At 70.3% G+C, this 25,131-nt stretch carries 25 protein-coding genes; 6 read left to right on the forward strand and 19 right to left on the reverse strand.

Annotated features, from left to right (window positions below; all coding sequences use genetic code 11):
* Positions 1-249 precede the first annotated feature (249 nt).
* Entirely contained in the window at positions 250-1,164 is a 915-nt protein-coding gene (locus AAC944_RS08450) for a 5'-3' exonuclease (RefSeq protein WP_030616399.1), read from the forward strand.
* Positions 1,165-1,277: 113 nt separating this feature from the next.
* Complete coding sequence (locus tag AAC944_RS08455) at positions 1,278-2,153, forward strand: siderophore-interacting protein (RefSeq protein ID WP_030616400.1); 876 nt, start codon at positions 1,278-1,280, stop codon at positions 2,151-2,153.
* 130 nt (positions 2,154-2,283) lie between these two features.
* Here the strand turns inward: AAC944_RS08455 and AAC944_RS08460 are convergent, their stop codons facing one another.
* Positions 2,284-2,919, reverse strand: coding sequence for a MerR family transcriptional regulator (locus AAC944_RS08460; RefSeq protein WP_030616401.1), 636 nt, complete (start codon positions 2,917-2,919; stop codon positions 2,284-2,286).
* A 206-nt stretch (positions 2,920-3,125) separates the two neighbouring features.
* Here AAC944_RS08460 and AAC944_RS08465 point away from each other — a divergent pair, with 206 nt between their 5' ends.
* Together AAC944_RS08465 and AAC944_RS08470 are read left to right on the forward strand one after the other, a co-directional pair.
* On the forward strand, positions 3,126-4,049 hold the full coding sequence (locus AAC944_RS08465; protein WP_030616403.1) for a hypothetical protein: 924 nt from the start codon (positions 3,126-3,128) through the stop codon (positions 4,047-4,049).
* Positions 4,046-4,519 carry an ABA4-like family protein gene (locus AAC944_RS08470; RefSeq protein WP_030616406.1) on the forward strand — a complete coding sequence of 158 codons (474 nt, stop codon included), beginning with the start codon at positions 4,046-4,048 and terminating at the stop codon, positions 4,517-4,519. Before AAC944_RS08465 ends, AAC944_RS08470 begins: the two co-directional genes overlap by 4 nt.
* A 48-nt stretch (positions 4,520-4,567) precedes the next feature.
* Here AAC944_RS08470 and AAC944_RS08475 read toward each other — a convergent pair whose 3' ends face one another.
* From AAC944_RS08475 to AAC944_RS08525, 11 genes are all read right to left on the reverse strand, one after another.
* Positions 4,568-7,390, reverse strand: coding sequence for a DEAD/DEAH box helicase (locus AAC944_RS08475; protein ID WP_030616409.1), 2,823 nt, complete (start codon positions 7,388-7,390; stop codon positions 4,568-4,570).
* Between the two features lie 137 nt (positions 7,391-7,527).
* A complete protein-coding gene (tatC, locus tag AAC944_RS08480; protein ID WP_030616412.1) occupies positions 7,528-8,499 on the reverse strand; it encodes a twin-arginine translocase subunit TatC in 972 nt (323 codons plus the stop codon).
* A 62-nt stretch (positions 8,500-8,561) separates the two neighbouring features.
* On the reverse strand, positions 8,562-8,855 hold the full coding sequence (gene tatA / locus AAC944_RS08485) for a Sec-independent protein translocase subunit TatA (protein WP_030252003.1): 294 nt from the start codon (positions 8,853-8,855) through the stop codon (positions 8,562-8,564).
* Between the two features lie 197 nt (positions 8,856-9,052).
* Entirely contained in the window at positions 9,053-9,271 is a 219-nt protein-coding gene (locus tag AAC944_RS08490) for a Sec-independent protein translocase family protein (protein ID WP_030616415.1), read from the reverse strand.
* Between the two features lie 153 nt (positions 9,272-9,424).
* A complete protein-coding gene (locus AAC944_RS08495; protein WP_030616419.1) occupies positions 9,425-9,667 on the reverse strand; it encodes a hypothetical protein in 243 nt (80 codons plus the stop codon).
* A 57-nt stretch (positions 9,668-9,724) separates the two neighbouring features.
* On the reverse strand, positions 9,725-10,675 hold the full coding sequence (locus AAC944_RS08500; protein WP_030616421.1) for a helix-turn-helix transcriptional regulator: 951 nt from the start codon (positions 10,673-10,675) through the stop codon (positions 9,725-9,727).
* A 17-nt stretch (positions 10,676-10,692) separates the two neighbouring features.
* On the reverse strand, positions 10,693-11,691 hold the full coding sequence (locus AAC944_RS08505; RefSeq protein ID WP_030616424.1) for a helix-turn-helix transcriptional regulator: 999 nt from the start codon (positions 11,689-11,691) through the stop codon (positions 10,693-10,695).
* A gap of 216 nt (positions 11,692-11,907) precedes the next feature.
* Complete coding sequence (locus AAC944_RS08510; RefSeq protein WP_030616427.1) at positions 11,908-12,282, reverse strand: FKBP-type peptidyl-prolyl cis-trans isomerase; 375 nt, start codon at positions 12,280-12,282, stop codon at positions 11,908-11,910.
* An 87-nt stretch (positions 12,283-12,369) separates the two neighbouring features.
* A complete protein-coding gene (locus AAC944_RS08515) occupies positions 12,370-13,338 on the reverse strand; it encodes an FKBP-type peptidyl-prolyl cis-trans isomerase (protein WP_030616430.1) in 969 nt (322 codons plus the stop codon).
* Between the two features lie 159 nt (positions 13,339-13,497).
* Positions 13,498-14,859, reverse strand: a complete 1,362-nt coding sequence (gene pafA, locus AAC944_RS08520) for a Pup--protein ligase (RefSeq protein WP_030616433.1) — start codon at positions 14,857-14,859, stop codon at positions 13,498-13,500.
* Positions 14,860-14,868: 9 nt separating this feature from the next.
* A complete protein-coding gene (locus AAC944_RS08525) occupies positions 14,869-16,128 on the reverse strand; it encodes an MFS transporter (protein ID WP_030616436.1) in 1,260 nt (419 codons plus the stop codon).
* 348 nt (positions 16,129-16,476) lie between these two features.
* On the opposite strand from AAC944_RS08525, the gene AAC944_RS08530 reads away from it, so the two are divergent.
* On the forward strand, positions 16,477-17,472 hold the full coding sequence (locus AAC944_RS08530; protein ID WP_037772431.1) for a LacI family DNA-binding transcriptional regulator: 996 nt from the start codon (positions 16,477-16,479) through the stop codon (positions 17,470-17,472).
* Between the two features lie 105 nt (positions 17,473-17,577).
* On the opposite strand, the gene prcA is transcribed toward AAC944_RS08530, so the two are convergent.
* The 6 genes from prcA to arc form a co-directional block, all read right to left on the reverse strand.
* Positions 17,578-18,357, reverse strand: coding sequence for a proteasome subunit alpha (prcA, locus tag AAC944_RS08535; protein ID WP_030616443.1), 780 nt, complete (start codon positions 18,355-18,357; stop codon positions 17,578-17,580).
* A 76-nt stretch (positions 18,358-18,433) separates the two neighbouring features.
* Positions 18,434-19,279, reverse strand: a complete 846-nt coding sequence (prcB, locus tag AAC944_RS08540) for a proteasome subunit beta (protein ID WP_030616447.1) — start codon at positions 19,277-19,279, stop codon at positions 18,434-18,436.
* Complete coding sequence (locus AAC944_RS08545) at positions 19,231-19,680, reverse strand: endonuclease VII domain-containing protein (RefSeq protein ID WP_368397023.1); 450 nt, start codon at positions 19,678-19,680, stop codon at positions 19,231-19,233. The genes prcB and AAC944_RS08545 overlap by 49 nt, the downstream gene beginning before the upstream one ends.
* A gap of 185 nt (positions 19,681-19,865) precedes the next feature.
* Complete coding sequence (locus AAC944_RS08550) at positions 19,866-20,084, reverse strand: ubiquitin-like protein Pup (RefSeq protein ID WP_030616454.1); 219 nt, start codon at positions 20,082-20,084, stop codon at positions 19,866-19,868.
* 216 nt (positions 20,085-20,300) lie between these two features.
* Positions 20,301-21,812 (reverse strand): depupylase/deamidase Dop, encoded by a 1,512-nt coding sequence (gene dop / locus AAC944_RS08555; RefSeq protein ID WP_368397025.1) that lies wholly within the window; start codon positions 21,810-21,812, stop codon positions 20,301-20,303.
* Positions 21,813-22,085: 273 nt separating this feature from the next.
* Positions 22,086-23,852: a proteasome ATPase gene (arc, locus tag AAC944_RS08560; RefSeq protein WP_030616460.1), complete on the reverse strand. Its 1,767-nt coding sequence runs from the start codon at positions 23,850-23,852 to the stop codon at positions 22,086-22,088.
* A gap of 252 nt (positions 23,853-24,104) precedes the next feature.
* Between arc and AAC944_RS08565 the strand changes: the two genes are divergently transcribed.
* Positions 24,105-24,398, forward strand: a complete 294-nt coding sequence (locus AAC944_RS08565; protein WP_030616463.1) for a ferredoxin — start codon at positions 24,105-24,107, stop codon at positions 24,396-24,398.
* A 32-nt stretch (positions 24,399-24,430) separates the two neighbouring features.
* On the opposite strand, the gene AAC944_RS08570 is transcribed toward AAC944_RS08565, so the two are convergent.
* Complete coding sequence (locus AAC944_RS08570) at positions 24,431-25,036, reverse strand: hypothetical protein (protein WP_030616466.1); 606 nt, start codon at positions 25,034-25,036, stop codon at positions 24,431-24,433.
* Positions 25,037-25,131 lie beyond the last annotated feature (95 nt).

The raw sequence follows: 25,131 nt of genomic DNA on the forward strand, positions 1-25,131 counted from the left end.
TCGGGCCGCCTGCGCCGGGAAAGAGAAAGTTGAAAGCCTTACCGGTTCCGCTCCGGACGCGCGCCTGCCCCCCTTTATTCACACCAAACACAACAGTGACACGCCTCACAGAAGTCACGCATTTGACGGAGGGTCAGACGCGACCCGGGCACGCCCGCTCGCGACCCAGACGCGACGCACGGTGCGGGGCGGCGCGCCGCGGGCGTTGTCAGCGGTGTGCGGCATCATCGGCGTGTGACTCGACGCCTGATGCTCCTCGACACCGCTTCGCTGTACTTCCGCGCCTACTTCGGCGTGCCGGACTCGGTCCGCGCCCCGGACGGCACGCCCGTCAACGCCGTCCGCGGCCTGCTGGACTTCATCGCCCGCCTGCTCCAGGACCACCACCCGGACGACCTCGTGGCCTGCATGGACGCGGACTGGCGCCCCCAGTGGCGGGTGGACCTCATCCCGACGTACAAGGCGCACCGGGTCGCCGAGGAGGCGCCCGAGGGCTCCGCCGAGGCAGATGTCGAGGAGATTCCCGACACGCTCTCGCCGCAGGTCCCGGTGATCGAGGACGTGCTCGACGCGCTGGGCATCGCCCGCGTGGGCGCGGCGGGGTTCGAGGCGGACGACATCATCGGCACGCTGGCCACCCGTGCCGCCGGGCCGGTCGACATCGTCACGGGCGACCGTGATCTGTACCAGCTCGTGGACGACCGGCGCGGCGTCCGCGTGCTGTACCCCCTCAAGGGCGTCGGGACGCTCCAGACCACCGACGAGGCCTGGCTCCGCGAGAAGTACGGCGTGGACGGCGCGGGCTACGCCGACCTCGCGCTGCTGCGCGGCGACCCGAGCGACGGCCTGCCGGGCGTGCCCGGCGTCGGCGAGAAGACCGCGGCGAAGCTGCTGGCGTCCTTCGGCGACCTGGCCGGGATCATGGCCGCGGTCGACGACCCGGCGGCGAAGCTGACGCCCACGCAGCGCAAGCGGCTGTCCGAGGCGCGTCCGTACCTCGACGCGGCGCCCAAGGTGGTGCGCGTCGCCAGGGACGTCACGCTGCCCGCCTTCGACCCGGCGGTGCCGAAGGAGCCGGCCGACCCCGCCACGCTGGAGGAGCTGGCCACCCGCTGGGGTCTGGGCGGTTCGCTCCAGCGGGTACTCGCCGCGCTGCCGGCCTGATCCGGTGGCCGGCGGGGCCGGAAGGAGCTGCTAGGTTGGGCGGAACTGTTAAGTTAGGTGAGCCTAACTTAAACTGACCATATTTCGATCCCGCAGGCTTCAGGGGGCCCACCGTGGCAGCAGACCGTCCCGCCGAACGTCCCGCCCGTAGGAAGGCCGTCACTTACCGCGCCCGCGTGGTGCACACCGAGCGCCTCAGTCCGCACATGATGCGGGTCGTGCTGGGCGGCGTCGGCCTGGCGGATTTCCCTGCGGGCGAGTACTCGGACCACTACGTCAAGCTGCTCTTCCCGGTGCCGGGCGTGACCTACCCGGAGCCGTTCGACATGGCGCAGATCCGGGCGGACTTCCCGCGCGACCAGTGGCCGCGGACCCGTACGTACACGGTGCGCGCCTGGGACCCGCAGAGCCTGGAGCTGACGATCGACTTCGTGGTCCACGGCGACGAGGGCCTGGCCGGGCCTTGGGCGCAGCAGGCCGAGGCGGGCGACGAGATCCGCTTCCTCGGCCCCGGCGGCGCGTACCTCCCCGAGGCCGCGGCCGACTGGCACCTGCTGGCCGGCGACGAGAGCGCGCTGCCGGCGATCGCCGCTTCGCTCGCCCGGATGCCGGAGGACGCGGTGGTGCGCGCCTTCATCGAGGTGGCGGACGCCCGCGAGGAGCAGAAGCTGTCGGCACCGGCCGGCGCCGAGATCGTCTGGCTGCACCGTAACGGCGAGCCGGTCGGTGCGCGGCTGGTCGAGGCCGTGCGCGCGCTGGACTTCCTCCCCGGGCGCGTCCAGGCGTTCGTGCACGGCGAGGCGGGCTTCGTGAAGGAGCTGCGCAAACTGCTGCGCGTCGAGCGCGAGGTGCCGCGCGCCGACCTGTCCATCTCCGGCTACTGGCGCCGCGGCCACGACGAGGACGGCTGGCAGGCCTCCAAGCAGGAGTGGAACGCCGCGGTGGAGGCCGAACAGGAGCAGCCGGCGGCCGCGCCGGACGCCTCCTGACTCCAGGGGGACGGACAGCCCGCCCCCCTCAGCCCCAAGGCGCCCGCCGGCCGGCGGGCGCCGTTGCCGTACGCGCTCCTCGGGCGTGTCAGCGCCTCCCGCCGCCGTGCGGTGCGGCCGCCGGGCCGCCTCAGGAGGACGCCTCGCCGTAGGTACGGGCCGACGCGTCCGTGTGCGCCATCCGCCGCATGGCCGAGAGCACGGCATCGCCGATGACGGTGCCCACGACCACCCCCTCGACCAGCCGTTCCATGTCCGCGGCACCCGCGACGTACGCCATGTCCGCGGCCGCTATCCGCTCGCACGCGTCGGCGTAGACGTCGAGCACCTCCTCGAATCCGCCGTGCCCCAGGCCCCGCAACGTGGCCAGCGCGCGGGCCAGCGCCTCGCCCGCCGGGTGGTCCGCCGACTCCGGCCGCCACCCCCGCCGTTCGACCAGCGCGGCGACGGCCTCGCGTGCGCTTGCCAGCTCCTCGGGCTCGGCCCCCTGCGGCGGCGTCAGGCTCTTGTGCGCCGAACCGAGCACGTCGTGCACCGGCCGGCCGGTGTCCTCCACCGCCGCCAGCACCTCGCGCACCGCCGAGACGGACAGGCCGCCGACCTCCAGCAGGCCGCGCACCAGCCGCAGCCGCCGCTCGTGCGCCTCGTCGTAATCCGCCTGGTTCGGGCTGGTCAGACGGCCTGCCGGGAGGAGTCCCTCGCGGACGTAGTACTTGATCGTCGGTACCGCCACCCCGGACCGCCGGCTCAACTCGCCGATGCGCACTCGCCGTTCACTTCCCTTCAAGGCTTGCCAGTTCGCCTCCCATCATAGATAGTCGCACTATCGGATAGCGGTAAGTGCCACTATCCATTCTCGCGACATGACGATGACGGGGGTCACTCATGCCCGCTCCACTCCTGCCTGCCCTGCGTCCGGCAGCCCTCCGCCCGGCGGCGGCGCATCCGCCGCTGACCTGGTTCTCGGTCGCCATGGCCGGCCTGGCGGTCGTCTCGGCAGCCGGCCTCCTGGCCGACGACCGGGTACTCGTCGGCTCGCCGATCTGGCTCAAACCGCTGAAGTTCTCGCTCTCCTTCGCCCTCTACGGGCTGACGCTCGCCTGGCTGCTCGGACGGCGCCCGGCACGGAGCCGTACCGGCTGGTGGGCCGGCACCGCCGTCGCCGTGACCGGCACCGTCGAGATGGCCGTCATCGTCGGCCAGACCGTCCGCGGCCGGCGCAGCCACTTCAACTTCGCCACCCCGCTCGACCAGGCGCTCTTCCAGATCATGGGCGCGACCATCGTCGTCCTCTGGCTCGCCACCCTGGTCATCGCCGCGCTCCAGTTCCGCGGCGGTCCGGGGGCCGACCGCGCCGCCACCTGGGCCGTCCGGCTCGGCGCGCTGATCGCGGTGGCCGGCCTGGCGCTCGGCGGACTCATGCTCCTCCCCACCCCCGACCAGCGGGCCGCCGCCGCACAGGGCCTGCGGGACGCCGTCGGCGCGCACAGCGTCGGAGTACCGGACGGCGGCCCCGCCATGCCGCTCACCGGCTGGAGCACCACCGGCGGCGACCTGCGCATACCGCACTTCGTCGGCATGCACGCACTGCAGCTCCTGCCCCTCTTCCCGCTCGCCCTCGGCCTCCTCGGCCGCCGCGTACCGCGGCTGAACGCCGAACGGGTACGGCTCCGCCTCGTCCTGGTCGCCGCCGGTGCCTACACGGGGCTGCTGGCCCTGGTGACCTGGCAGGCGCTGCGCGGGCAGCCGCTCCTCCGGCCGGACGCGCTGACGCTCGGCGCGCTGGCGGGCCTGCTGGCGGCGGCCGCCCTCGGCACGTACGCCGCGCTGCGCGCCCCCTTCCGCCCGTACGACAGCACGGGAACCACCGCCCCCGCACAGGAGCTCACCGCATGACGGACATCCTCTTCGACCTCGCGTTCTGGCTCGCCGCGCCCTTCTGGGCGCTGCTCATCCTCGCGCCCGGCCGGCGCTGGACCGACCGGATCGCCGCCTCCCCGCTGCCGCTGGTCCCGGTCCTCGCCGTCTACCTGGCGCTGGCCGTACCGGTCCTCCCCCAGCTGTGGGCCACCGTGTCCCGCCCCGAACTCGGCGGTTTCCAGGATCTGATGACCCTCGACGGCGCCGCGGCGGCCATCTGGGCACAGGTCATCGCGTGGGACCTCTTCCTCGGCCAGTGGATGTACCGCGAGGCCCGCCGCCTCGGTGTCCACCCGCTGGTGATGGGACCGCTGCTGCTCCTGACCGTGCTCCTGTCCCCGGTCGGCGTCCTGCTGTTCCTCGGACTGCGCGCACTGCGCAGCCGTACCTCGCAGGAGCGCGCCACGGAGAGTGCCGCCGCCGGGCCGAGCGCGGTCAGCGCGTAGGGACGCAGGCGGCCGGGGCAGTCACACGCCCCGGCCGCCGACCGCCCGTCAGCCGACGGACGAGTACGCCACCACGCCTCGCAGCACCCCGTCCACCGCCTTGCGGGCGGCCCGGGTCACCGTGCTGCCCTCCGGCGCGGCGGCCGCGATCTGGCCGAGGACGTCGATCAGCTGCTTGCACCAGCGGACGAAGTCGCCGGCCGGCATCTCCGCCTCGCGGAGCACCTCGTCGAGGCCGACCCCGGACGCCCACTGGTACGCCGCCCACGCGAAGCCGAGGTCCGGCTCACGCTGGCCGACGCCCTCCGCCTGGTTGATCCGGTGGTCCTCCTCCAGGGCGTCCAGCCGCCCCCAGATCCGCACCATCTCGCCCAGCGCGGCCCGCGCCTTGCCCGACGGCAGTTTCGGCGCGACCGCGTCGTCCGCCTGCCGCGCCTCGAAGACCAGCGCCGACGCGCACGCCGCCAGCTCCTGGGCGGACAGGCCTTCCCAGACGCCCTCGCGCAGGCACTCGCTGGCCAGCAGGTCCAGCTCGCCGTACAGCCGCGCCAGCCGCCGGCCCTCGTCCGTGACCGTGTCGCCCTGCAGATAGTCCAGCTCGGTCAGGAGCGAGCAGATCCGGTCGAAGGTGCGCGCGATGGTGTTCGTACGGCCCTCGATACGGCGCTCCAGCTGACGGGTGTCCCGCCGCAGCCGGTGGTACCGCTCCGCCCACCGCGCATGGTCCTCGCGCTCGTCGCAGCCGTGGCACGGATGCGCGCGGAGCGCGGCACGCAGCCGCCCGATCTCCTTGTCGTCGGCGGCCTGCGACCGCTTCTTGCGGTGCCGCTCCGGCGGGATGTGCCCGGCCTTGGTCCGCAGCGCGGACGCCAGGTCACGGCGCGACTGCGGATTGCGCGCGTTGAAGGACTTCGGAATGCGCATCCGGTCCAGCGGCTGCACCGGCACCGGGAAGTCGATCGACGCCAGCCGCTTGACCTGCCGCTCCGCGGTGAGCACCAGCGGCCGCGGCCCGTCCTCGGAGGAGAAACCGCGGTGCCCGTTGGTCCGCCCCGACGGCATCCCCGGATCCAGCACCAGCGCCAGCCCCGCGAACTTCCCCGTCGGCACGTGGATCACATCGCCCGGCTTGAGCTTCTCCAGCGCAGCGGCGGCGGCCGCCCGGCGCTGCGCCGCGCCCTGCTTCGCCAGCTCCGTCTCCCGGTCCTTCAGGTCCCGGCGGAGCCGCGAGTACTCCTCGAAGTCCCCGAGGTGGCAGGTCATCGCCTCGCGATAGCCCTCCAGGCCCTCCTCGTTCTTCTGCACCTGCCGCGAGATACCGACGACCGACTTGTCGGCCTGGAACTGCGCGAAGGACATCTCCAGCAGCTCGCGCGAGCGGTGCCGGCCGAACTGCGAGACGAGGTTGACCGCCATGTTGTACGACGGCTTGAAGGACGAGCGCAGCGGATACGTACGGGTGCCCGCGAGGCCCGCGACCGCGGCCGGGTCCGTGCCGCGCTGCCACAGCACCACCGCATGGCCCTCGACGTCGATGCCGCGGCGTCCGGCGCGGCCGGTGAGCTGGGTGTACTCGCCGGGGGTGATGTCGGCGTGCTGCTCGCCGTTCCACTTGACGAGCTTCTCCAGGACCACGGAGCGGGCCGGCATGTTGATGCCCAGGGCCAGGGTCTCGGTCGCGAAGACCGCCTTGACCAGGCCCTTCACGAACAGCTCCTCGACCACCTCCTTGAAGGTGGGCAGCATGCCGGCGTGGTGCGCCGCGATGCCGCGCTCCAGGCCCTCCAGCCACTCGAAGTAGCCGAGGACGTGCAGGTCCTCGTCGGGGATGCCGGCCGTACGCGCCTCGACGATCTTGCGGACCTTCTCCCGCGCCGCCTGGTCGTTCAGCCGCAGGCCCGAGTACAGGCACTGCTGCACCGCCGACTCGCAGCCGGCCCTGCTGAAGATGAACGTGATGGCGGGGAGCAGGCCCTCGTTGTCCAGCCGGTCGATCACCTCGGCGCGGCTGGGCGTCCAGATCCGGCTGCGCTGCCGCCGCTCGCGCTCGCGGTCGGCCTCCCGCATGCCGTTCCGCCCGCGGCGCTTGTCGCGGCCGAAGGTGGGGCGGCTGTTCTCCATCCGGGCGAGCCGCACCAGGTCGGGGTTGACCTCGCGCTTGCCCTGGCCGTTCTCGCCGTCCTTCTCCTCGAAGAGGTCGTACATCCGGCGGCCGGCGAGGACGTGCTGCCACAGCGGCACGGGGCGGTGCTCGGAAACGATCACCTCGGTGTCCCCGCGCACGGTGTCCAGCCAGGCGCCGAACTCCTCGGCGTTGGAGACCGTGGCGGACAGCGACACCAGCGTCACGGACTCGGGCAGATGGATGATCACCTCTTCCCAGACGGCGCCGCGGAAGCGGTCGGAGAGGTAGTGCACCTCGTCCATGACCACATAGCCCAGGCCGTCCAGCGTCTGCGAACCGGCGTACAGCATGTTGCGCAGCACCTCGGTGGTCATCACGATCACCGGGGCGTCGCCGTTGACGCTGTTGTCGCCGGTCAGCAGGCCGACCTGGTCCGCGCCGTACCGCTTGACCAGGTCCTGGTACTTCTGGTTCGAGAGGGCCTTGATGGGCGTGGTGTAGAAACACTTGCGGCCCTGTCTCAGGGCCAGGTGGACGGCGAACTCGCCGACGATCGTCTTGCCGGATCCGGTGGGAGCGGCGACCAGCACACCCTTGCCGGCCTCAAGGGCCTCGCACGCCTCGATCTGGAACGCGTCCAGTGCGAAGTCGTACATCTCCTTGAAAGGGAAGAGTGCGGTGGCCTGCTCGGCCGCGCGAACACGCGCGGCGGCATAGCGCTCAGCAGGGGACATGTCCTCGGTCATCGTGTCTACGAGACTACCGGCCACCTCTGACAGTCACGCGATCTTTACGGCAGGCGCTGCCTGTACCCCGGAACACGGCGAAGGGCCGGCCCCTCCCGGGAACCGGCCCTCGCACTCCTCGTGTCACGGTCGGCACGTCACGTGATGTCGTCCATGTCCTGACGGCGGCGCTCCACCTCATGGCCGTTCACGGACTGCCCCGGCAGCGCGCGCGGGGCGTCGACCGACTCGATGGAGCCGATGTCCTCGGGGGTGAGGTCCAGGTCGGACGCCTCGTCGTCGGCGGGCCCCGCGGCCACCAGGCGGTCCCTGCGGCGGTCGTTCACGAGCGAGATGCCGACGGCGGCGAAGTACAGGACGGCGATGGGGGCCGCCAGCAGGATCATCGACACCGGGTCGACGCTGGGCGTGGCGACCGCCGCGAAGACCGTGATGCCCATGATCATTCCGCGCCACCAGCCGAGCATGCGCTTGCCGGTGAGCACACCGCCCATGTTCAGCAGGATGAGGAGCAGCGGCAGCTCGAAGGAGAGGCCGAAGACGACGATCATCCGAGTGACGAGATCGAGCAGCTTCTCCAGCGTCACGAGGTTGTCGACGCCCGGCGGGGTGAACTCGATGAGCACCTTGGCCGTGGTCGGCAGGATCTGGTACGCGAAGTAGCCACCGGCCAGGAAGAGCGGGAAGCCGGCACCGACGAAGCTCAGCGCGTACTTCTTCTCACTGCGGTGCAGACCGGGCGCGAGGAACGCCCAGAGCTGGTAGAGCCAGACCGGCGAGGAGAGGATCATGCCTGCCATGAGGGACACCTTCAGCGCGAAGGTGAAGGGTCCGAGCAGGTCCATCATCACGATGCGGGCGCAGGTCTCCCCACCCTGTTTCTGCGCCAGCTCCGAGAAGGACAGGTCGCACCCCACCGTCTGCAGCACCGGCTTGGTGATGACGTTGATGATGTCCTGGTAGAAGAACGCCGAGACGACGCTCGCCACCACGATCGCCAGCACGGCCTTCGCGAGCCGGTTGCGCAGCTCACGCAGGTGTTCCGCGAGGGGCATCCGCCCTTCGGGGTCCTTGTTCTTCTTTTCCTTGCTGGGGGCAGACTTGAGCAACCCACGTCCTCATCTCGTGCGGCGGGCAGCGGTACCGGTCCGCCGCCCCAGTCAACCCTGGATCAGCGCTTGGTCGTGCTGTCGGTCGGCTCGGCGACCGGACGGGAGCTGTTCACGTCACCGGGCGAGGCCTGGATCGTCTTGGGGGTCTCGGCCTGCGCGTCGTTCGGCGGGTCGGAGGGCGCGGACTGCGACTGCGAGCCCTCGGACTTCATCGCCTTCGCTTCGCTCTTGAGGATGCGCGCCGACTTGCCGAGGGACCGGGCCATCTCGGGGAGCTTCTTGGCACCGAACAGAAGGATGACGACGACGAGGATGAGGATGATCTCGGGAGCGCCGATCTTTCCAGTGAACATAAGTGTTTACCTTCTCACCGAGGCGGCTGGGGTGGGGCTGCCCGACTGATCGGACAAGCGTCCGTTTCGCCGTGCTGCCAGCGATCGTAACGCGCGGGGGTTAACCGGCGGCAATCCCTGTGCATACTCCCGATTGCGGGCCGCGCCTCGCTCGTCGACCCGCACCCAGCAGCGTACCGCCCGTGGGCGGGCGATTTTCAGACCCTCTCCCGCCGGGTTCCGGCCATCGTTCCCGCATCCCCGGCGAGCGGCGCTGCGGCCCGCTCCAGGTCCTGCGCGGCCTGCTGGATCTGCCGGGTGGTCCGGTCCACCTGCCGGGCGAGCCTGCGTACCTCGGCGAAGACGCGGACGGCCAGTACGCCGAGCACGGCGAGACCGAGGAAGCCGAGGGCGATGGCGATCATGGGCCAGAGCATGGGGCGAGCCTACCGGCGCCTACGGGGGCGAATCGAACGAGACCGTGCCCCCACCGGGGGATTACCCGGAGCAACCGCGCGGGAACCGCTCGCGGAACCGCTTCCCGCCCTGCGGAAGCGCTCCCGTGACCGTCCCCGGCCCCCCCGTCACCCTCACCCCGTATGCAGCCGCAGCGTCCGTACCCCGCCGCCGGTCAGCAGCTCCACGATCCGCTCGCCGGCCGGCTTGCGTACGGCGGACCCGCAGTCGGGGCAGGTGAAGGAGTAGAAGGTGGTGCGGCGGCTGCCGCCTATGGCCAGCCGCAGCGCGTCCGAGGCCAGCTCGAAGCGGCCCCGGCAGTCCGGGCAGGCCGCCTTGAAGACCACAGGCGCGGCGGGCGTCGTCCCCGTCGTCATCGCACTCACAGCTCCCCTGCTGTTCCTCGACTGTCCTGCCTGCTCCGGGCCGCCCGCTCAGCCGCCGTACGCGGCGAGCGCCCGCGCCGCCGCGTCCCGCGCGCTGTCCGCCAGCTCCTGCGGGGCGACGATCCGCCCGTCCCGGCCCAGCCGCAGTGCCAGCCGCCGCAGCGACGCGGGGTCCGGCGTACGGAGGGTGATGCGCAGGCCCCCCTCGGGCAGCTCCTCCGCGGTGTCGTGCGGGTAGTACTCCGCGACCCAGCGGCCGCCGGGCCCCACCTCGATCACGACCTCCGGGTCCTCGGCGGCCGGCTGCACCAGCCCCTCGGACAGGTCCCGCAGCTCGATCGGCGGCGGGTCGGAGGGCGCGTCCAGCAGCTTGATCTCGGCGACCCGGTCCAGCCGGAAGGTACGGCGCGCCTCGGACAGCCGGCACCAGGCCTCGACGTAGGTGTGGCCGATGGTGAAGAGGCGGATGGGATCCACCTCACGTTCGGTGAGCTCGTCGCGGGCCGGTGAGTAGTACTTGAGCCACAGCCGGCGGCGTTCGGCGATGGCCCGGTCGACGTCGGCGAAGACGCCGCCCTCGGACTCGAAGGTGACGGCGAGCCGGGAGCTGGCTCCGGCCGCCTCGCCCGCCGCCGCCTCCAGCTTGGCCGTGGCCCGCAGCAGCGCCTGCCGGTCGCCTTCGCGCAGCCCCGGCAGGGTGGCCACCGCGCGCGCCGCGACCAGCAGCGCGGTCGCCTCGTCGGCGGCCAGCCGCAGCGGCTCGGCCACGTCGTCGGGGTTGTGCCACCAGATGCGGTCGCCGTCGGTGTCGATGTCCAGCAGGTCGCCGCCGCGGAAGCTCGTACCGCACATGGGCAGCACGTCCAGGTCCGCGATCAGCTCGTCCTCGCTGATGCCGAAGGCCCGGGCCACGTCGCTGACGCGGGCGCCGGGGCGCTCGCGCAGGTACGTCACCAGGGACAGCATCCGGCGGGTCTGGTCGATGGCGTTCGTCGCCATGGTGTGGTCGCTCCCCCTCAGCCCTTGGCCACGGCGCGCAGCCGGTCCACGACGTCGGCCCGCAGCTCGGCCGGTTCCAGTACGACGACGTCCGGGCCCAGCTCCACGAGCCAGGCGTCCAGCCCGTGCCCGTACGGGATCTCCAGCTCGTCCCAGCCCTCGCCCGCCTCGCGGACGGACAGCGCACGGGCGCGCAGCGGGTAGCCGTGGTCGGCGCGCAGCTTGATACGGGCGGTGCCGGTGGCGGTCTCGCCGGCCCAGCTCTCCACCGTTTCGCGTACGGTCACGTGGTCGGGCACCTCGGCGGTGAACTTTCCCGCGCGGGAGCGGACCTTGCCTGTAATGCGGGAGAGCCGGAAGACCCGCTCGGCCTGCCGGTCGCGGTCCCAGCCGGCGAGGTACCAGTGGCCGCGCCAGCACTCCAGGATCCAGGGCTCCACCTGGCGCTGCTCGGGCCGGGCCGCGTTGCCCTTGCGGTAGTCGAAGACGACCGGGCGGCGGTCCCGGCAGGCCAGCATCAGCGGCTCGAACGCCGCCTCGTGGGCGGGGATGCGCGGCTCCAGGGCGCTGTGCGGCTGGGCGGGGTCGTACGGGCCCTCGTCCTCCGCCGCCAGCGGCATTCCGGCGGCGCGCAGCTTCTGGAGCGCGCCGCTGGCCGCGCCCGCGAGCCGGGCCTGCTGCCAGATCTTCGCGGCCAGGCCGAGCGCGGCGGCCTCCTCGGCGTCCAGGGTGATCGGCGGGAGGCGGTTGGAGTCGCGGCGGGCGAGGTATCCGGTGTCCCCCTCCAGGCCCTCGACGGTCTCGATGACCATGCCGAGCTCCCGCAGGTCATCCTTGTCCCGCTCGAACATGCGGTTGAACGCGTCGTCGCTCGCGCCCGCCGGACCGTCCCCCGGGCCGAACGCCTCGACGTACGCCTCGATGGAGCCCCGCAACTCCCGCTTGGTGAGCGGACGCCGCGTACCCAGCAGGCACAGCGCCAGATTCATCAGCCGCTCGGCCTTGGCAATGGCCATCGACGCCCTTTCTCTAGCTCCCGACCGATGACCGTACCGCTACCGCGAGCCGCTTCAAAAGCCGAGGGCCCATACCCCCTGGGGGGCATGGGCCCTGAAGGCTCGCGCCACGCGCCGTGCCGGCGCCGCAAAAGGACGTGACGGCGTCCGGACACGGTGTCCGCGTGGGTGAGGATCAGCTCCGGACCGCTACGGCCCGGCCGCCGACGCCGGTTCTCAGACCGACACCAGGTCGCAGACGAAGATCAGCGTCTCGCCCGGCGCGATGCGGCCGCCGCCGGCGCCGCGGTCGCCGTACGCCAGGTGCGCGGGGATGGTCAGCCGGCGGCGGCCGCCGACCTTCATGCCCTGCACGCCCTGGTCCCAGCCCGCGATGACCTGGCCGGCGCCCAGCTGGAACTGCAGCGGCTTGCCGCGGTTCCAGCTCGCGTCGAACTCTTCACCGCTGCTGAAGGAGACGCCGACGTAGTGGACGGAGACGGTGTCCCCCGCCTTGGCGACCGGCCCGTCACCCTCCCACAGGTCCACGATCTCCAGATCGGTGGGCGCGGGGCCCTCCGGGAAGTCGATCTCGGGCTTGTCGATGCTCACGTATGTGCTCCTACGAACGAATCGTTCTACAACGCGGAACAGTCTCGCAGACGGCGGCCGCATGATCACCGCGGCCCGCGGCCGGCCTCAGACCGTGCCGATGATGTCCACCGAGAAGACCAGCGTGTTCTTCGCCAGCTCGGACTGCGGGCTGGCGCCGTAGCCGTCCTTCGGCGGGACGACGATCTCGACGCGGTCCCCGACGTTCTTGCCGACCAGCGCCTTGTCCCAGCCCTTCACGACCTGGCCGGTGCCGATCTGGAAGGCGGTGGCGCCACCGTGGTCCCAGGAGGAGTCGAACTTCTTGCCGTCCTCCCACTTCACGCCGGTGTACTGCGCGATCAGGCCCTGGCCTGCCTTCACCTTCGGGCCGTCGCCCTTGATGAGGACCTGGTCCTTGGTCTCCTTCGGGGCCTTCTCGCCCTTGGGGACGGTGATCGTGGCGGCCTTCCGGCCGTTGTCCTTCACCTCGGGCATGCCGGCCTCCGGCGCCGCCTGCTCCCCCTTGGCCGCGTCCTTCTTGTCGACCTTCTTCGCGTTGACGACGTCGACGACCCAGACCAGGCCGTCGCCCGCCTTCACGCCCGCCTGCGGATTCAGCTGGTCACCGATGATCGCCTTGGCGGTGCCCTCGATCTCGAAGCGGGTACCGACCTTCTTGCCCGCCACCTCTTCCATCACCTGGGACGGCAGCATCTGGGAGGCCTGGCCGACCTCACCGATGACCTGCGCCCGCTCCTTGGCCCCCGGCTGCTTGGCCCAGGTGCTGCCCAGCGACTGGCCCTTCATCGTCTGCCCGATGAAGTCCAGCCGGACGAAGTCGCCCTTCTGCACGGTTGCGCCCTTGCCCTCGTGGAGGGTCTTCACGACCGTCTTGTCCGACGGCTTGGCGTCCTTGGGCACGCTGATCCTGGGCTGCTCGCCGGCCTTGCCGTCCACCTTCACGACACCCGAAGCGGCGGAGTCGTCATCGGACCCGCACGCGGCGGTGAACAGCAGGACGGGCACGGCGATCGCCGCGGCCGCGGCACGGCGGGTGTTCTTCGTGAGCTTCATCAGTCCAACTCGGGCTAGAGGGGTGGGTGGGCAATGCCCGCCACTCTACGACCTGAACCCCGCCCCGCCACGAGCCGAACACCTCCGCTTTTCCAGAGACAACACGGCGGTGTGCACCGGCGCAAAGGCCGTTGACACACCGCCGTGCCGCGGAACCGGTCACATTCCCGCGATCAGCTTCTCCACCCGGTCGTCCACCGACCGGAACGGGTCCTTGCACAGCACCGTGCGCTGCGCCTGGTCATTGAGCTTGAGATGCACCCAGTCGACCGTGAAGTCCCGGCGCTGCTCCTGGGCCCGGCGGATGAAATCGCCCCGCAGCCTGGCCCGCGTCGTCTGCGGCGGCACCGACTTGCCCTCGAAGATCTTCAGATCGTTGCACACCCGCGCCGCCTGGCCCTTCTTCTCCAGGAGGTAGTACAGCCCGCGACGGCGGTGGATGTCGTGGTACGCGAGGTCTATCTGCGCCACCCTCGGATGCGACATCGTGATGTTGTTCTTGCTGCGGTAACGGTCGATCAGCTGGTACTTCATCACCCAGTCGATCTCCGTCGCGACCCGGTCCAGCTGCTCGTCCCGGATCGCCTCCAGGGTGCGGCCCCACAGTTCCAGGACCCGCTCGACGGTGCCCGTGCGGATGCCGCGGCGGTCGCAGAAGTCCACCGCCTTCTCGTAGTACTCCTGCTGGACTTCCAGCGCCGAGGCCTCCCGGCCGCTCGCCAGCCGCACCTTTCGCTGACCGGTGATGTCATGGCTGACCTCGCGGATCGCCCGGATGGGGTTCTCCAGGGTCAGGTCCCGCATCACCGTGCCCGCCTCGATCATGCGCAGCACGAGGTCGGTGGCGCCGACCTTCAGCAGCATGGTCGTCTCGGACATGTTGGAGTCACCCACGATGACGTGCAGGCGGCGGTACCGCTCGGCGTCCGCGTGCGGCTCGTCACGGGTGTTGATGATCGGCCGGGAGCGGGTCGTCGCCGACGACACCCCTTCCCAGATGTGTTCGGCGCGCTGGCTGACGCAGTACACGGCTCCGCGCGGTGTCTGCAGCACCTTTCCGGCGCCGCACAGCAGCTGACGGGTCACCAGGAACGGAATGAGGATGTCCGCGAGCCTGGAGAACTCCCCGTGCCGCGCCACGAGGTAGTTCTCGTGGCACCCGTAGGAGTTTCCCGCCGAATCGGTGTTGTTCTTGAAGAGATAGACGTCTCCGGCGATTCCCTCCTCGTGCAGGCGGCGTTCGGCGTCGACGAGCAGGCCTTCGAGAATGCGCTCGCCGGCCTTGTCGTGCGTGACCAGCTCGGTCACGTTGTCGCACTCGGGAGTTGCGTATTCCGGGTGCGATCCCACGTCCAAGTACAGGCGGGCACCGTTCCGCAGGAAGACATTGCTGCTGCGGCCCCATGACACGACACGGCGGAAGAGGTACCGCGCCACTTCGTCAGGAGACAGGCGGCGCTGTCCCCTGAACGTACACGTGACGCCGTACTCGTTCTCCAGCCCGAAAATGCGGCGGTCCATGACTGAACATTACGCCTGATGGCCAGCTCTGAAACCGGGTTCGACAGCACCGTTCCGATCATTTTCCGCCTGGACACCACCAACCGTCCGAATCCCGGACGGCAGCAGAAAACGCCGCGCGGCCACCATCACTGCCAGCGCGGCGACACCACCGCCGCCCGCGACCGCGAAACCCGCCGCCGCGCCGCCCAGCTCCACCGCGGGGCCCACGACCGATGTACCCACCGCGGCCCCCACTCCGAACGTCGTGACCAGCCACGAGAACGCCTCCGTCACCGTTCCCTGCGGCGCGTGCCGGTCCACCACGATGAACGCGCACGCCAGCGCCGGCGCCAGGAACACCCCCGCGAGCCCCGTCAGCGCCGTCATCCCCGCCACCCCCGGGACCAGCGGCAACGGCAGATACCCCAGCGCCAGCAGCCCGATCAGCACCCGCAGCCGCAGCTCCGGCGCCCCCGGCCACTCCCGCGCCCCGTACACCACACCGCCGACCAGCGCGCCCGCACCCAGCGCGGAGAGCAGATAGCTGGAAACCATCCCGCCGCCGTGCGTGTCGGCGTACGCCACCGCCGCCACCGCGATCGACCCGAGCGCGAGCCCCACGAAGAAGAACGACCCGATCAGGACCAGCATCCCGCGCGAGCGCAGCGCCCCCAGCCAGTGCGCCTCGCGCGGCGCGCTGCGCCACTTCCGGGACGGCGGGGAGACCACCACCGACAGCGCGCCCAGCACCCCGAGCACGTTGATGACGAGCAGTGCGACCCGCTCGGACCACGCCGCGACGCTCAGCGTCACCAGCAGCGGGCCGACCGCGAACATCACCTCCTGCGCCACCGCGTCCAGCGCGTACGCCGCGTGCACCCGCTCCGGACGCCTCAGCACCCCGGGCCACAGCGCCCGCAGCCCGCCCTCCAGCGGCGGCGTGAAGAATCCCGCGACCGCCATCGCCGCGTACGCCACCCACAGCGGCTCGATGCCGACGGCGGCCAGCAGGACCATGCCCAGCGCCGACAGGACGGCCGAGGGCAGCATGACCCTGGGTTGTCCCCACAGGTCCACCGCGCGGCCCAGCAGCGGCTGTCCTACGGCGTTGCAGAGGCCGTACACGGCCGAGAGCACCCCCGCCAGGGCGTAGCTGCCGCCCTCGGCACGGGTGAAGAGCACCACCGCCAGCGCCGCGGTGGCGTTCGGCAGCCGTCCGACCAGGGTGCCGACCAGCAGCCGCGCCGCATGGCGCGTCCTGAGCAGCTCCGCGTAACCCGCGGCCATACCCGCCCCTCTCCGCCGGCCACCAAGGCCGGGAGTCACCGACAAGTTTTACGTATAACGTGTGCCGTCATACGTACCATGGCCGCTGACCGCGGGTCCACCGCGCGCACCACGACAACACCGCGGAACCACCGCGGGACACCACAACAGCACCGCGGACCCACCGCGGACGTCACAACAGCACCGCGGATCCACCGCGGGCACCACAACAGCACCGCCGCACGAAGGGCAGCCACACCAGTGACCGAAGAGGGGGCGGCGGCACGGGACGCCGGGGCGCAGGACGGCCGGAAGCGCGGCGGCGGAGCACACACGACGGCCGACACACCCCGCGTCACCAGCAAGGACGTGGCACGGGCCGCCGGCGTCTCACAGGCCGCCGTCTCCCTCGTCCTCGGCGACAAATGGCGCGGCCGGGTCTCCCTGGCCAAGGCCGACGCCGTCCGCACCGCGGCACGCGAACTCGGCTACCGCCCCAACCTCGCGGCCCGCAGCCTCCGCCTCGGCCGCACCCGCACAGCCCTGCTCGTCGTCCCCGTCCTCACCACCGAATTCTTCGCCCGCGTCTACACCGGCGCCGCCCGCATCGCCGCCGACAGCGGCTTCGGCCTCGTGCTCTACCCCTCCCCCGAAGGCATCGGCCCCGCCCGCGACCCCTTCGATTCCGCCCGCGCCACCCTCGACGGCGTCATCGCCTCCTCCATGGCCACCGACGCGCTGACCGCCCTCTACGGCGAGGGCCTCCCCCTGGTCATGCTGGACAACGACCCCGACGACACCCCCGCCGCCGCCACCGTCAACCTCGACATCGCCGACGGCATCCGCCAGGCCGCCCACCACCTGCTCGGCCTCGGCCACCGCCGGCTCACCCACCTCGCCGCCGCCGTCGACTCCTGGACCTTCCACCTCCGGGCCGAAGCCCTCGCCGGCGCCGTGGCCGCCGCCCCCGGCGCGTCCCTGGAGGTACGGACCGCACCGCTCAGCGTCGACGCCGGACTGCACGCAGCGCACGCCGCACTGACCGCCCCCGGTCCCCGCCCGACCGCCCTGGTCTGCGACGACGACCTCCTCGCCGCCGGCGCCTGCAAAGCCGCCCGCCGCCTCGGACTCCGCGTCCCCGAGGACGTCTCCGTCACCGGCTTCGACGACCTCGCACTGGCCACCGCCGTCGAACCCGAGCTGACGACCGTACGGCTCCCCGCCGAGGAGTTCGGCGCCGCCGGCATGCGCACCCTGATCGACATCCTGGACGGCCGGCCGGCCGCCGCGCCCACGCCCCTCCCCGTCGAGCTCATCACGCGCGGCTCGACCGCACCGCCCCCGTCCGACGAGCCGCGGTCCTGAAACCCCTCAGAGACACCGCCCCGGAAACGCCGCGCCGCCCCGGCGGGCTGGGACCCACCGGGGCGGCGCGGAACGTACCGGCACGGAACGTACCGGAGCCGGCCCTCACTCCTCGGACTCGGAGCTCTCCTCCGTGTCACTGCCCGCCTCGCTGCCGGCGTCCGCGGCCGACGACGCGGCCGCACCGTCCGACTCCAGCAGCCGCGCCAGCTGACGGCCCAGCACCCGCTTGAACTTCCGCTGCTGCGGCCGCTTGCGGTCCAGGACCGCGACCTCCAGCTGCTCGGCGGTCAGCGTCCGCTCACCGCCGTTGTTGTCCCGCGACAGCGACTCCACGGCGAGCTTCAGCGCCTCGCCCAGCGTCATACCGTCCCGGTGGTGCTGATCGAGGTAACTGCTGATCTGATCGGCATTACCACCCACCGCGACCGAACCGTGCTCATCCACGATCGAGCCGTCATGCGGCAGCCGGTAGATCTGGTCGTCCTCCGGGGTCGCCCCCACCTCGGCGACCAGCAACTCCACCTCGTACGGCTTCTCCCCCGCGCTGGAGAAGATCGCACCGAGCGTCTGGGCGTAGGTGTTCGCCAGCCCGCGCGCCGTCACGTCCTCACGGTCGTAAGTGTACCCCCGCAGATCGGCGTAGCGCACACCACCGATCCTGAGGTTCTCGAACTCGTTGTATTTACCGACCGCCGCGAAGGCGATCCGGTCATAGATCTCGCTGACCTTGTGCAGTGCACGGGAAGGATTCTCGGCGACGAAAACGACGCCGTCGGCATACTGCAGGACGACAACACTGCGGCCACGCGCGATGCCCTTGCGGGCGTACTCGGCGCGGTCGGCCATGGCCTGCTGGGGTGAGACATAGAACGGCGTCGACACCGGCTATCCGTCCCTTTCTGTCAATGGCTCTCTCACGGTGAAAGCCCCTCCGGATCCGTTATCCGCTGTCGCCACGTCAGAGCAGCGCGGCCCGCGGGCCGTCGGGCTGCTCCATACGCCGCTCGTGGATGCTGCGGGCGATACCGGAGACCTCGTCCTCGGTGAGCTTCTTGAAGCCCTCGTCATCGATCACCGTGACGATCGGATAGATCCGCCGGCCCAGGTCCGGACCGCCGGTGGCCGAGTCGTCGTCCGCGGCGTCGTACAGCGCCTGCACGACCGCGGTCGCCGCGTCACCCTCCGAGAAGTCCTCCCGGAACAGCTTCTTCAGCGCACTGCGCGCGAAGACCGAGCCGGAGCCCGTCGCGGCGTACCCCTGCTCCTCGGAACGCCCGCCGGTCACGTCGTACGAGAAAATACGGCCCTTCTCGCGGTCGATGTCGTACCCCGCGAACAGCGGCACCACGGCAAGGCCCTGCATGGCCATGCCCAGATTGCTGCGAATCATCGTCGAGAGGCGGTTCGCCTTGCCCTCCAGGGACAGCTGCGCGCCCTCGACCTTCTCGTAATGCTCCAGCTCCAGCTGGAAGAGCTTGACCATCTCGACGGCCAGGCCCGCGGTACCGGCGATGCCGACCGCGCTGTACTCGTCCGCCGGGAAGACCTTCTCGATGTCCCGCTGCGCGATGACGTTGCCCATCGTCGCCCGGCGGTCACCGGCGAGCACGACGCCCCCGGGGAACGTCGCCGCGACGATCGTCGTGCCGTGCGGCGCCTCGACCGCCCCCTGCACGGGCGGCAGCGGCCGGTTCCCCGGCAGCAGCTCCGGCGAGTGCTCACTGAGAAAGTCCATGAACGAGGAGGACCCAGGCGTCAGGAAGGCAGACGGTAGACGCCCGGTGCTTCGAGTATTGGCTTCCACACTTTTCCTTCCAGATACTCGGCCGCACGCCTCAGGACGTCCGGCCGATCTTTGAATTGCCCAAGCGCTGCGTTACAGCTGAAGCACAGCACGCCACGGACTTTACCCGTCTCGTGATCGTGATCCACATGCACGGCCGGGGCCGCGAGACAGATGGGACAGAGGCCCTTCGTCTCGGCGCGGAGGGCATCCCGCTCGACTTCGGTCATGCCGTACTGGCGCTTGAGATGGCTCGCACGGCCCTCGATGGCCCGGCAGGCCTTGCAACGCGTCGACAAGCCATCGGAGGCTCGCCGGTTTCGGTCCCATTCACTGTGCGGCTTGATCGTCTCGCAGCGACGGCAGTACTTGTGCCCGTCCGGCGCGTCGACCCTGGGACGGATGTTCCTACCCTTGGCCAACTGCCGTTCTTGGTGGTACGCGGACCAGCACTCCCGGCGATACGCCTGCAAGCCGTCCCGCGCGGACTTGTTACGAGCGAAGGCCGCCCGCGGCTTGTCCGCACAACACCGCGAGCAGCGCTTCACTTTGCACCCTTCAGGCACTAACCCCTCCCCCGCACCCCACCTTCATTTCGAAGGTGAAATCACTCCCCACCCTTCTGAACGAAGGACCGAACGAAATCCTCGGCGTTCTCCTCGAGGACATCGTCGATCTCGTCCAGGACGGAGTCCACGTCGTCCGACAGCTTCTCCTGGCGCTCCTTGAGGTCCTCGGACGCTTCCGCGTCCTGGGTCTGCTCCTCGACCTCTTCGGTGGTGCGCGACGCCTTCTGCTGTCCGCCGCCGGTGTCCTTGGTCGCCATATCCCTCACCCCGCTCGGTTCGCCCCGCTCGATGTGACTGTCAAGATCAGACCCTACAAGCTGGGTCCGACATCGGCCCTGTACTTTCCCTCAACGTCCGGGACTCACTTCGATGATTCCCGCCGGGCGGACATTTCAGCCGCCCGGCGGGGACCGGATCGGTCACGATCGGGCCTCTCATCAGGCCGTGAGTGGTCCGTACGCGTCTTTACCGCCTCAGCTGCCGCTGAGTACCCGCACCAGGTCCTCCGCCGTCCGGCAGCGGTCCAGGAGCTCCTTGACGTGGTTCCGGGTGCCGCGGAGCGGTTCCAGCGTCGGGACGCGCTGGAGCGAGTCACGGCCCGGCAGATCGAAGATCACCGAGTCCCAGGAGGCCGCGGCGACGTCGTCCGCGTACTGCTCCAGGCAGCGGCCCCGGAAGTAGGCCCGGGTGTCCTCCGGCGGTTTGATCTCCGCCTTCTCGACGTCCGCCTCGGTCACCAGCCGCTGCATCTTGCCGCGTGCCGCCAGCCGGTTGTAGAGGCCCTTGTCGGGCCGTACGTCGGCGTACTGGAGGTCGACCAGGTGCAGCCGGGCCGCGTCCCAGTCAAGGTTGTCGCGGCGCCGGTAGCCCTCCATGAGCTCCCGCTTGGCGACCCAGTCCAGCGTGCCGGACAGGCTCATCGGGTCGTTCTCCAGCCGGCCGAGCACGTCCTCCCAGCGGGTGAGCACGTCCTTGGTCTGCGCGTCCGCGTCGGCGCCGAAGCGCTCCTCGACGTACTTCCGCGCCAGCTCGTAGTACTCCATCTGGAGCTGTACGGCGGTGAGCGTCCGGCCGCTGCGGAGGGTGATCAGGTGGTGCAGGGACGGGTCGTGCGAGACCTGGTGGAGGGTGCGTACGGGCTGGTCGACGGCGAGGTCGACGTTGATGAAGCCGTCCTCGATCATGGAGAGGACCAGGGCCGTCGTGCCCAGCTTGAGGTACGTGGAGATCTCGGACAGGTTCGCGTCGCCGATGATCACATGCAGCCGGCGGTACTTCTCGGCGTCGGCGTGCGGCTCGTCGCGGGTGTTGATGATGGGCCGCTTGAGCGTCGTCTCCAGGCCCACCTCCACCTCGAAGTAGTCGGCGCGCTGACTGAGCTGGAAGCCGTGCTCGTGCCCGTCCTGGCCGATGCCGACGCGCCCCGCGCCGCAGACGACCTGGCGGGAGACGAAGAAGGGGGTGAGGTGGCGCACGATGTCCGAGAAGGGGGTCTCCCGCTTCATCAGGTAGTTCTCGTGCGTGCCGTAGGAGGCGCCCTTGTTGTCGGTGTTGTTCTTGTAGAGGTGGATCGGCTGGGCGCCGGGGACCTGGGCGGCCTTCTCGGCGGCCTCGGCCATGATGCGCTCGCCGGCCTTGTCCCACAGGACGGCGTCGCGCGGGTTGGTGACCTCGGGGGCGCTGTACTCGGGGTGGGCGTGGTCGACGTAGAGCCGCGCGCCGTTGGTGAGGATGACGTTGGCCAGGCCGATGTCCTCGTCGGTGAGCTGGCTGGCGTCCGCATTCTCACGCGCGAGGTCGAAGCCGCGGGCGTCCCGCAGCGGGTTCTCCTCCTCGAAGTCCCAGCGGGCGCGGCGCGCCCGGTGCATCGCCGCCGCGTAGGCGTTGACGACTTGGGACGAGGTGAGCATGGCATTGGCGTTGGGGTGGCCGGGGACGGAGATGCCGTACTCCGTCTCGATGCCCATTACTCGCCGTACGGTCATGCGGCCCTCCTTGCCCGGCGGCGCCCCCGGCTGGGGTCGGCCTTCAAGTACCGCTGCGCTTCCGGTCCGTATGCGGTCCCCGCTTCCGCACTGCGTGGTGCGGCGGTACCGAAGAGCCTAGAACGCCGATGCGGCGCTGGGGAGATCATTACAGTCATTGCTCCAGTCCGGTTTTCCCTGTTCCGCCGGGTCCCCTCCAGGGGGCGTCCCACCCCTGGAAATGCGTCCGGCTGCGGACGCCCCGCCTGGGACATCCGCAGCCGGTGAGCGGTGTTACAGGTACTGGCCGGTGTTCGCCACCGTGTCGATGGAGCGGCCGGTGTCCGCGCCCTGTTTGCCGGTGACGAGGGTGCGGATGTAGACGATCCGCTCGCCCTTCTTTCCGGAGATGCGGGCCCAGTCGTCGGGGTTGGTGGTGTTGGGGAGGTCCTCGTTCTCCTTGAATTCGTCCACGCACGCCTGGAGCAGGTGGGCGACCCGGAGACCCTTCTGGTTCTGTTCGAGGAAGGCCTTGATGGCCATCTTCTTGGCGCGTCCGACGATGTTCTCGATCATGGCGCCGGAGTTGAAGTCCTTGAAGTACAGGACTTCCTTGTCACCGTTGGCGTAGGTGACCTCCAGGAAGCGGTTCTCCTCGGACTCCGCGTACATCTGCTCGACGACCGACTGGATCATGGCGCTGACCGCGGCCTTCGGCGATCCGCCGTGCTCGGCGAGGTCGTCGGAGTGGAGCGGGAGCCGGTCCGTGAGGTACTTCGAGAAGATGTCCTTGGCGGCCTCGGCGTCCGGACGCTCGATCTTGATCTTCACGTCGAGACGGCCGGGGCGCAGGATCGCCGGGTCGATCATGTCCTCGCGGTTCGAGGCACCGATGACGATCACATTTTCCAGGCCCTCCACACCGTCGATCTCGGAGAGCAGCTGCGGGACGATGGTGTTCTCCACGTCCGAGCTGACGCCCGAGCCACGAGTGCGGAAGAGGGAGTCCATCTCGTCGAAGAAGACGATGACGGGCGTGCCCTCGCTGGCCTTCTCCCTGGCCCGCTGGAAGACCAGGCGGATGTGCCGCTCGGTCTCGCCGACGTACTTGTTGAGGAGCTCGGGGCCCTTGATGTTGAGGAAGAAGCTCTTCCCCGCGGGCTTGCCGGTCACCTCGGCGACCTTCTTGGCGAGGGAGTTGGCGACCGCCTTGGCGATGAGCGTCTTGCCGCAGCCGGGCGGGCCGTAGAGCAAGACGCCCTTGGGCGGACGCAGTTCGTGCTCCTTGAACAGATCGGGGTAGAGATACGGGAGCTCGACGGCGTCCCGGATCAGCTCGATCTGGCCGCCCAGACCGCCGATCTTGGTGTAGTCGATGTCCGGTACCTCTTCGAGGACCAGCTCTTCGACCTCGCTCTTGGGAATGACTTCGTAGACGTAGCCGGAGCGGGGCTCGAGGAGCAGGGCATCGCCGGGGCGGATGGTGGTGTCCAGCAGCGGCTCGGCGAGCCGCACCACCCGTTCCTCGTCGGTGTGCCCGATCACCAGGGCGCGCTCGCCGTCCTCCAGGATTTCCTTGAGGGTGACGATGTCGCCGGCGCTCTCGAACGCCATGGCTTCGACCACATTGAGCGCTTCGTTGAGCATGACCTCCTGGCCACGCCTGAGCTCTTCGAGCTCGACGCTCGGGCTGACATTGACCCGGAGCTTTCGGCCTCCGGTGAAAATGTCACACGTGCCGTCCTCGTTCGCCTGCAGGAAGACACCGAAGCCGGCCGGCGGCTGAGCGAGCCGGTCGACCTCCTCCTTGAGCGCGACGATCTGGTCGCGGGCCTCACGGAGAGTGTTGGCGAGTCGCTCGTTCTGAGCCGATACGCCAGCCAGGTTTGTCTGCAGCTCGACGATCCGCTCTTCGAGAATCCTCGTGTGACGCGGAGAGTCGGCGAGCTTGCGTCGCAGGACGGCGATCTCCTGCTCGAGATAGGCAACCTGGCCGGCAGGGTCGTCAGACCCCCGCCCCGGCCGGATGCCGCGGTTGATGTCGTCGTCGTGGGCTGCCACGGTCCTCACCTCCTCCAAGGGGAGCTGGACGCTTCCTGACCCTACCTGGGCCGGTGCAGGTTGAAACCCCTAGATCGAAAAGACTGTCGGGGTGTGTCCGATCTTCACCCTTGCGCACGTCCTCACCCTGGGGTGATACCCACCCGACAACATCCGAAAGCGACCGGTTGTATCGTCGACACGGTCAACACCCGTCAGTGCTGGCACTACTTAGTCAACATCGGTTAAACGTACGCAGGAACGGCAGGCGAGATGAGCGCCCAGGAAGAAGCCACCGAGCTCGAGGTCTGGATCGACCAGGACCTGTGCACCGGCGACGGCATCTGTGCGCAGTACGCGCCGGAGGTCTTCGAGCTCGACATCGACGGGCTGGCGTACGTGAAGAGCGCCGACGACGAGCTGCTGCAGGAGAAGGGCGCCACGACGCCGGTCCCGCTTCCGCTGCTCAACGACGTACGGGACTCCGCGAAGGAGTGTCCCGGTGACTGCATCCATGTGCGCCGCGTGTCGGACAAGACCGAGGTGTACGGCCCGGACGCCGAGTGACCGGAAGCTCGCCGACCGCTACGGGCGGCGCGTCAGACACCTTGTGAAGCGGGGAGTTCGCTTCCGGCGGCGGAAAGTTCGCTCCGGACGAACTTCCCGTTCTGCCACCGCCACTTGGTGCCCTTGTGAATGTCGGGGCAGCAGCGCGGTACGTCGGTGCTGGAGTACCCCAGGAGCGTGGCGGTCACGGCACGGCCGCGCAGCGCGAGGTCCTGCACGCTGAGCTTGTCCTCGGGAGCGACGAGGGTCGCCACGACGCGCGGCGCCGCCCCTTCGACGGACGGCGCGGCGAGGACGTACACACCGCTGGGCGGGGTGCCCATCTCGGCCTTGCAGCGCACGACGGCGACGGTCTCCGGGCCGCCGTCGCCGTCGAGATCACCCGATACCTTGTCGGTCACCTGGACGGGGTTGGGTCCGCAGTCGAGGGGGTAGTGCGCCGCGCGGGCGTCGGGGGCGGTGGCCGCGGGCGCTGGACGGTCGCCCGAGGAGGTCGCGGCGGAGGCGGTCGGGACCGCGGCGGCGGGCTGCACCAAGGAGGCCAGGGCGACCACGCCCGCGACGGCGGTCGCGGTGGCGAGCCACTGCATGACGGTCGTGCTGGTGTGCGGAAGGTCCGGGCCTGCCAAGGACTGCACGCGGAATAACTCCTGGGAAGAGCTGTGGCGGTGGGGGTTGCCCGGCATCGTTCCACACGACGCCCCGCCACGGAACCAACAAGTCCGGACCAAGA

The sequence above is a fragment of the Streptomyces sclerotialus genome (genome assembly GCF_040907265.1).
GTDB classification, from domain to species: domain Bacteria; phylum Actinomycetota; class Actinomycetes; order Streptomycetales; family Streptomycetaceae; genus Streptomyces; species Streptomyces sclerotialus.

Bases quoted from the DNA above. Each gene is read 5' to 3' on its own strand.
- AAC944_RS08525 (WP_030616436.1), bottom strand. From the start codon at position 16,128: ATGGCCGCGGGTTACGCGGAGCTGCTCAGGACGCGCCATGCGGCGCGG.
- AAC944_RS08465 (WP_030616403.1), top strand. From the start codon at position 3,126: ATGGCCGGCCTGGCGGTCGTCTCGGCAGCCGGCCTCCTGGCCGACGAC.
- AAC944_RS08475 (WP_030616409.1), bottom strand. From the start codon at position 7,390: ATGACCGAGGACATGTCCCCTGCTGAGCGCTATGCCGCCGCGCGTGTT.
- AAC944_RS08470 (WP_030616406.1), top strand. From the start codon at position 4,046: ATGACGGACATCCTCTTCGACCTCGCGTTCTGGCTCGCCGCGCCCTTC.
- AAC944_RS08505 (WP_030616424.1), bottom strand. From the start codon at position 11,691: ATGGCCATTGCCAAGGCCGAGCGGCTGATGAATCTGGCGCTGTGCCTG.
- pafA (WP_030616433.1), bottom strand. From the start codon at position 14,859: ATGGACCGCCGCATTTTCGGGCTGGAGAACGAGTACGGCGTCACGTGT.
- AAC944_RS08490 (WP_030616415.1), bottom strand. From the start codon at position 9,271: ATGCTCTGGCCCATGATCGCCATCGCCCTCGGCTTCCTCGGTCTCGCC.
- AAC944_RS08565 (WP_030616463.1), top strand. From the start codon at position 24,105: ATGAGCGCCCAGGAAGAAGCCACCGAGCTCGAGGTCTGGATCGACCAG.
- tatA (WP_030252003.1), bottom strand. From the start codon at position 8,855: ATGTTCACTGGAAAGATCGGCGCTCCCGAGATCATCCTCATCCTCGTC.
- AAC944_RS08515 (WP_030616430.1), bottom strand. From the start codon at position 13,338: ATGAAGCTCACGAAGAACACCCGCCGTGCCGCGGCCGCGGCGATCGCC.
- dop (WP_368397025.1), bottom strand. From the start codon at position 21,812: ATGACCGTACGGCGAGTAATGGGCATCGAGACGGAGTACGGCATCTCC.
- AAC944_RS08500 (WP_030616421.1), bottom strand. From the start codon at position 10,675: ATGGCGACGAACGCCATCGACCAGACCCGCCGGATGCTGTCCCTGGTG.
- AAC944_RS08450 (WP_030616399.1), top strand. From the start codon at position 250: ATGCTCCTCGACACCGCTTCGCTGTACTTCCGCGCCTACTTCGGCGTG.
- AAC944_RS08550 (WP_030616454.1), bottom strand. From the start codon at position 20,084: ATGGCGACCAAGGACACCGGCGGCGGACAGCAGAAGGCGTCGCGCACC.
- AAC944_RS08495 (WP_030616419.1), bottom strand. From the start codon at position 9,667: ATGACGACGGGGACGACGCCCGCCGCGCCTGTGGTCTTCAAGGCGGCC.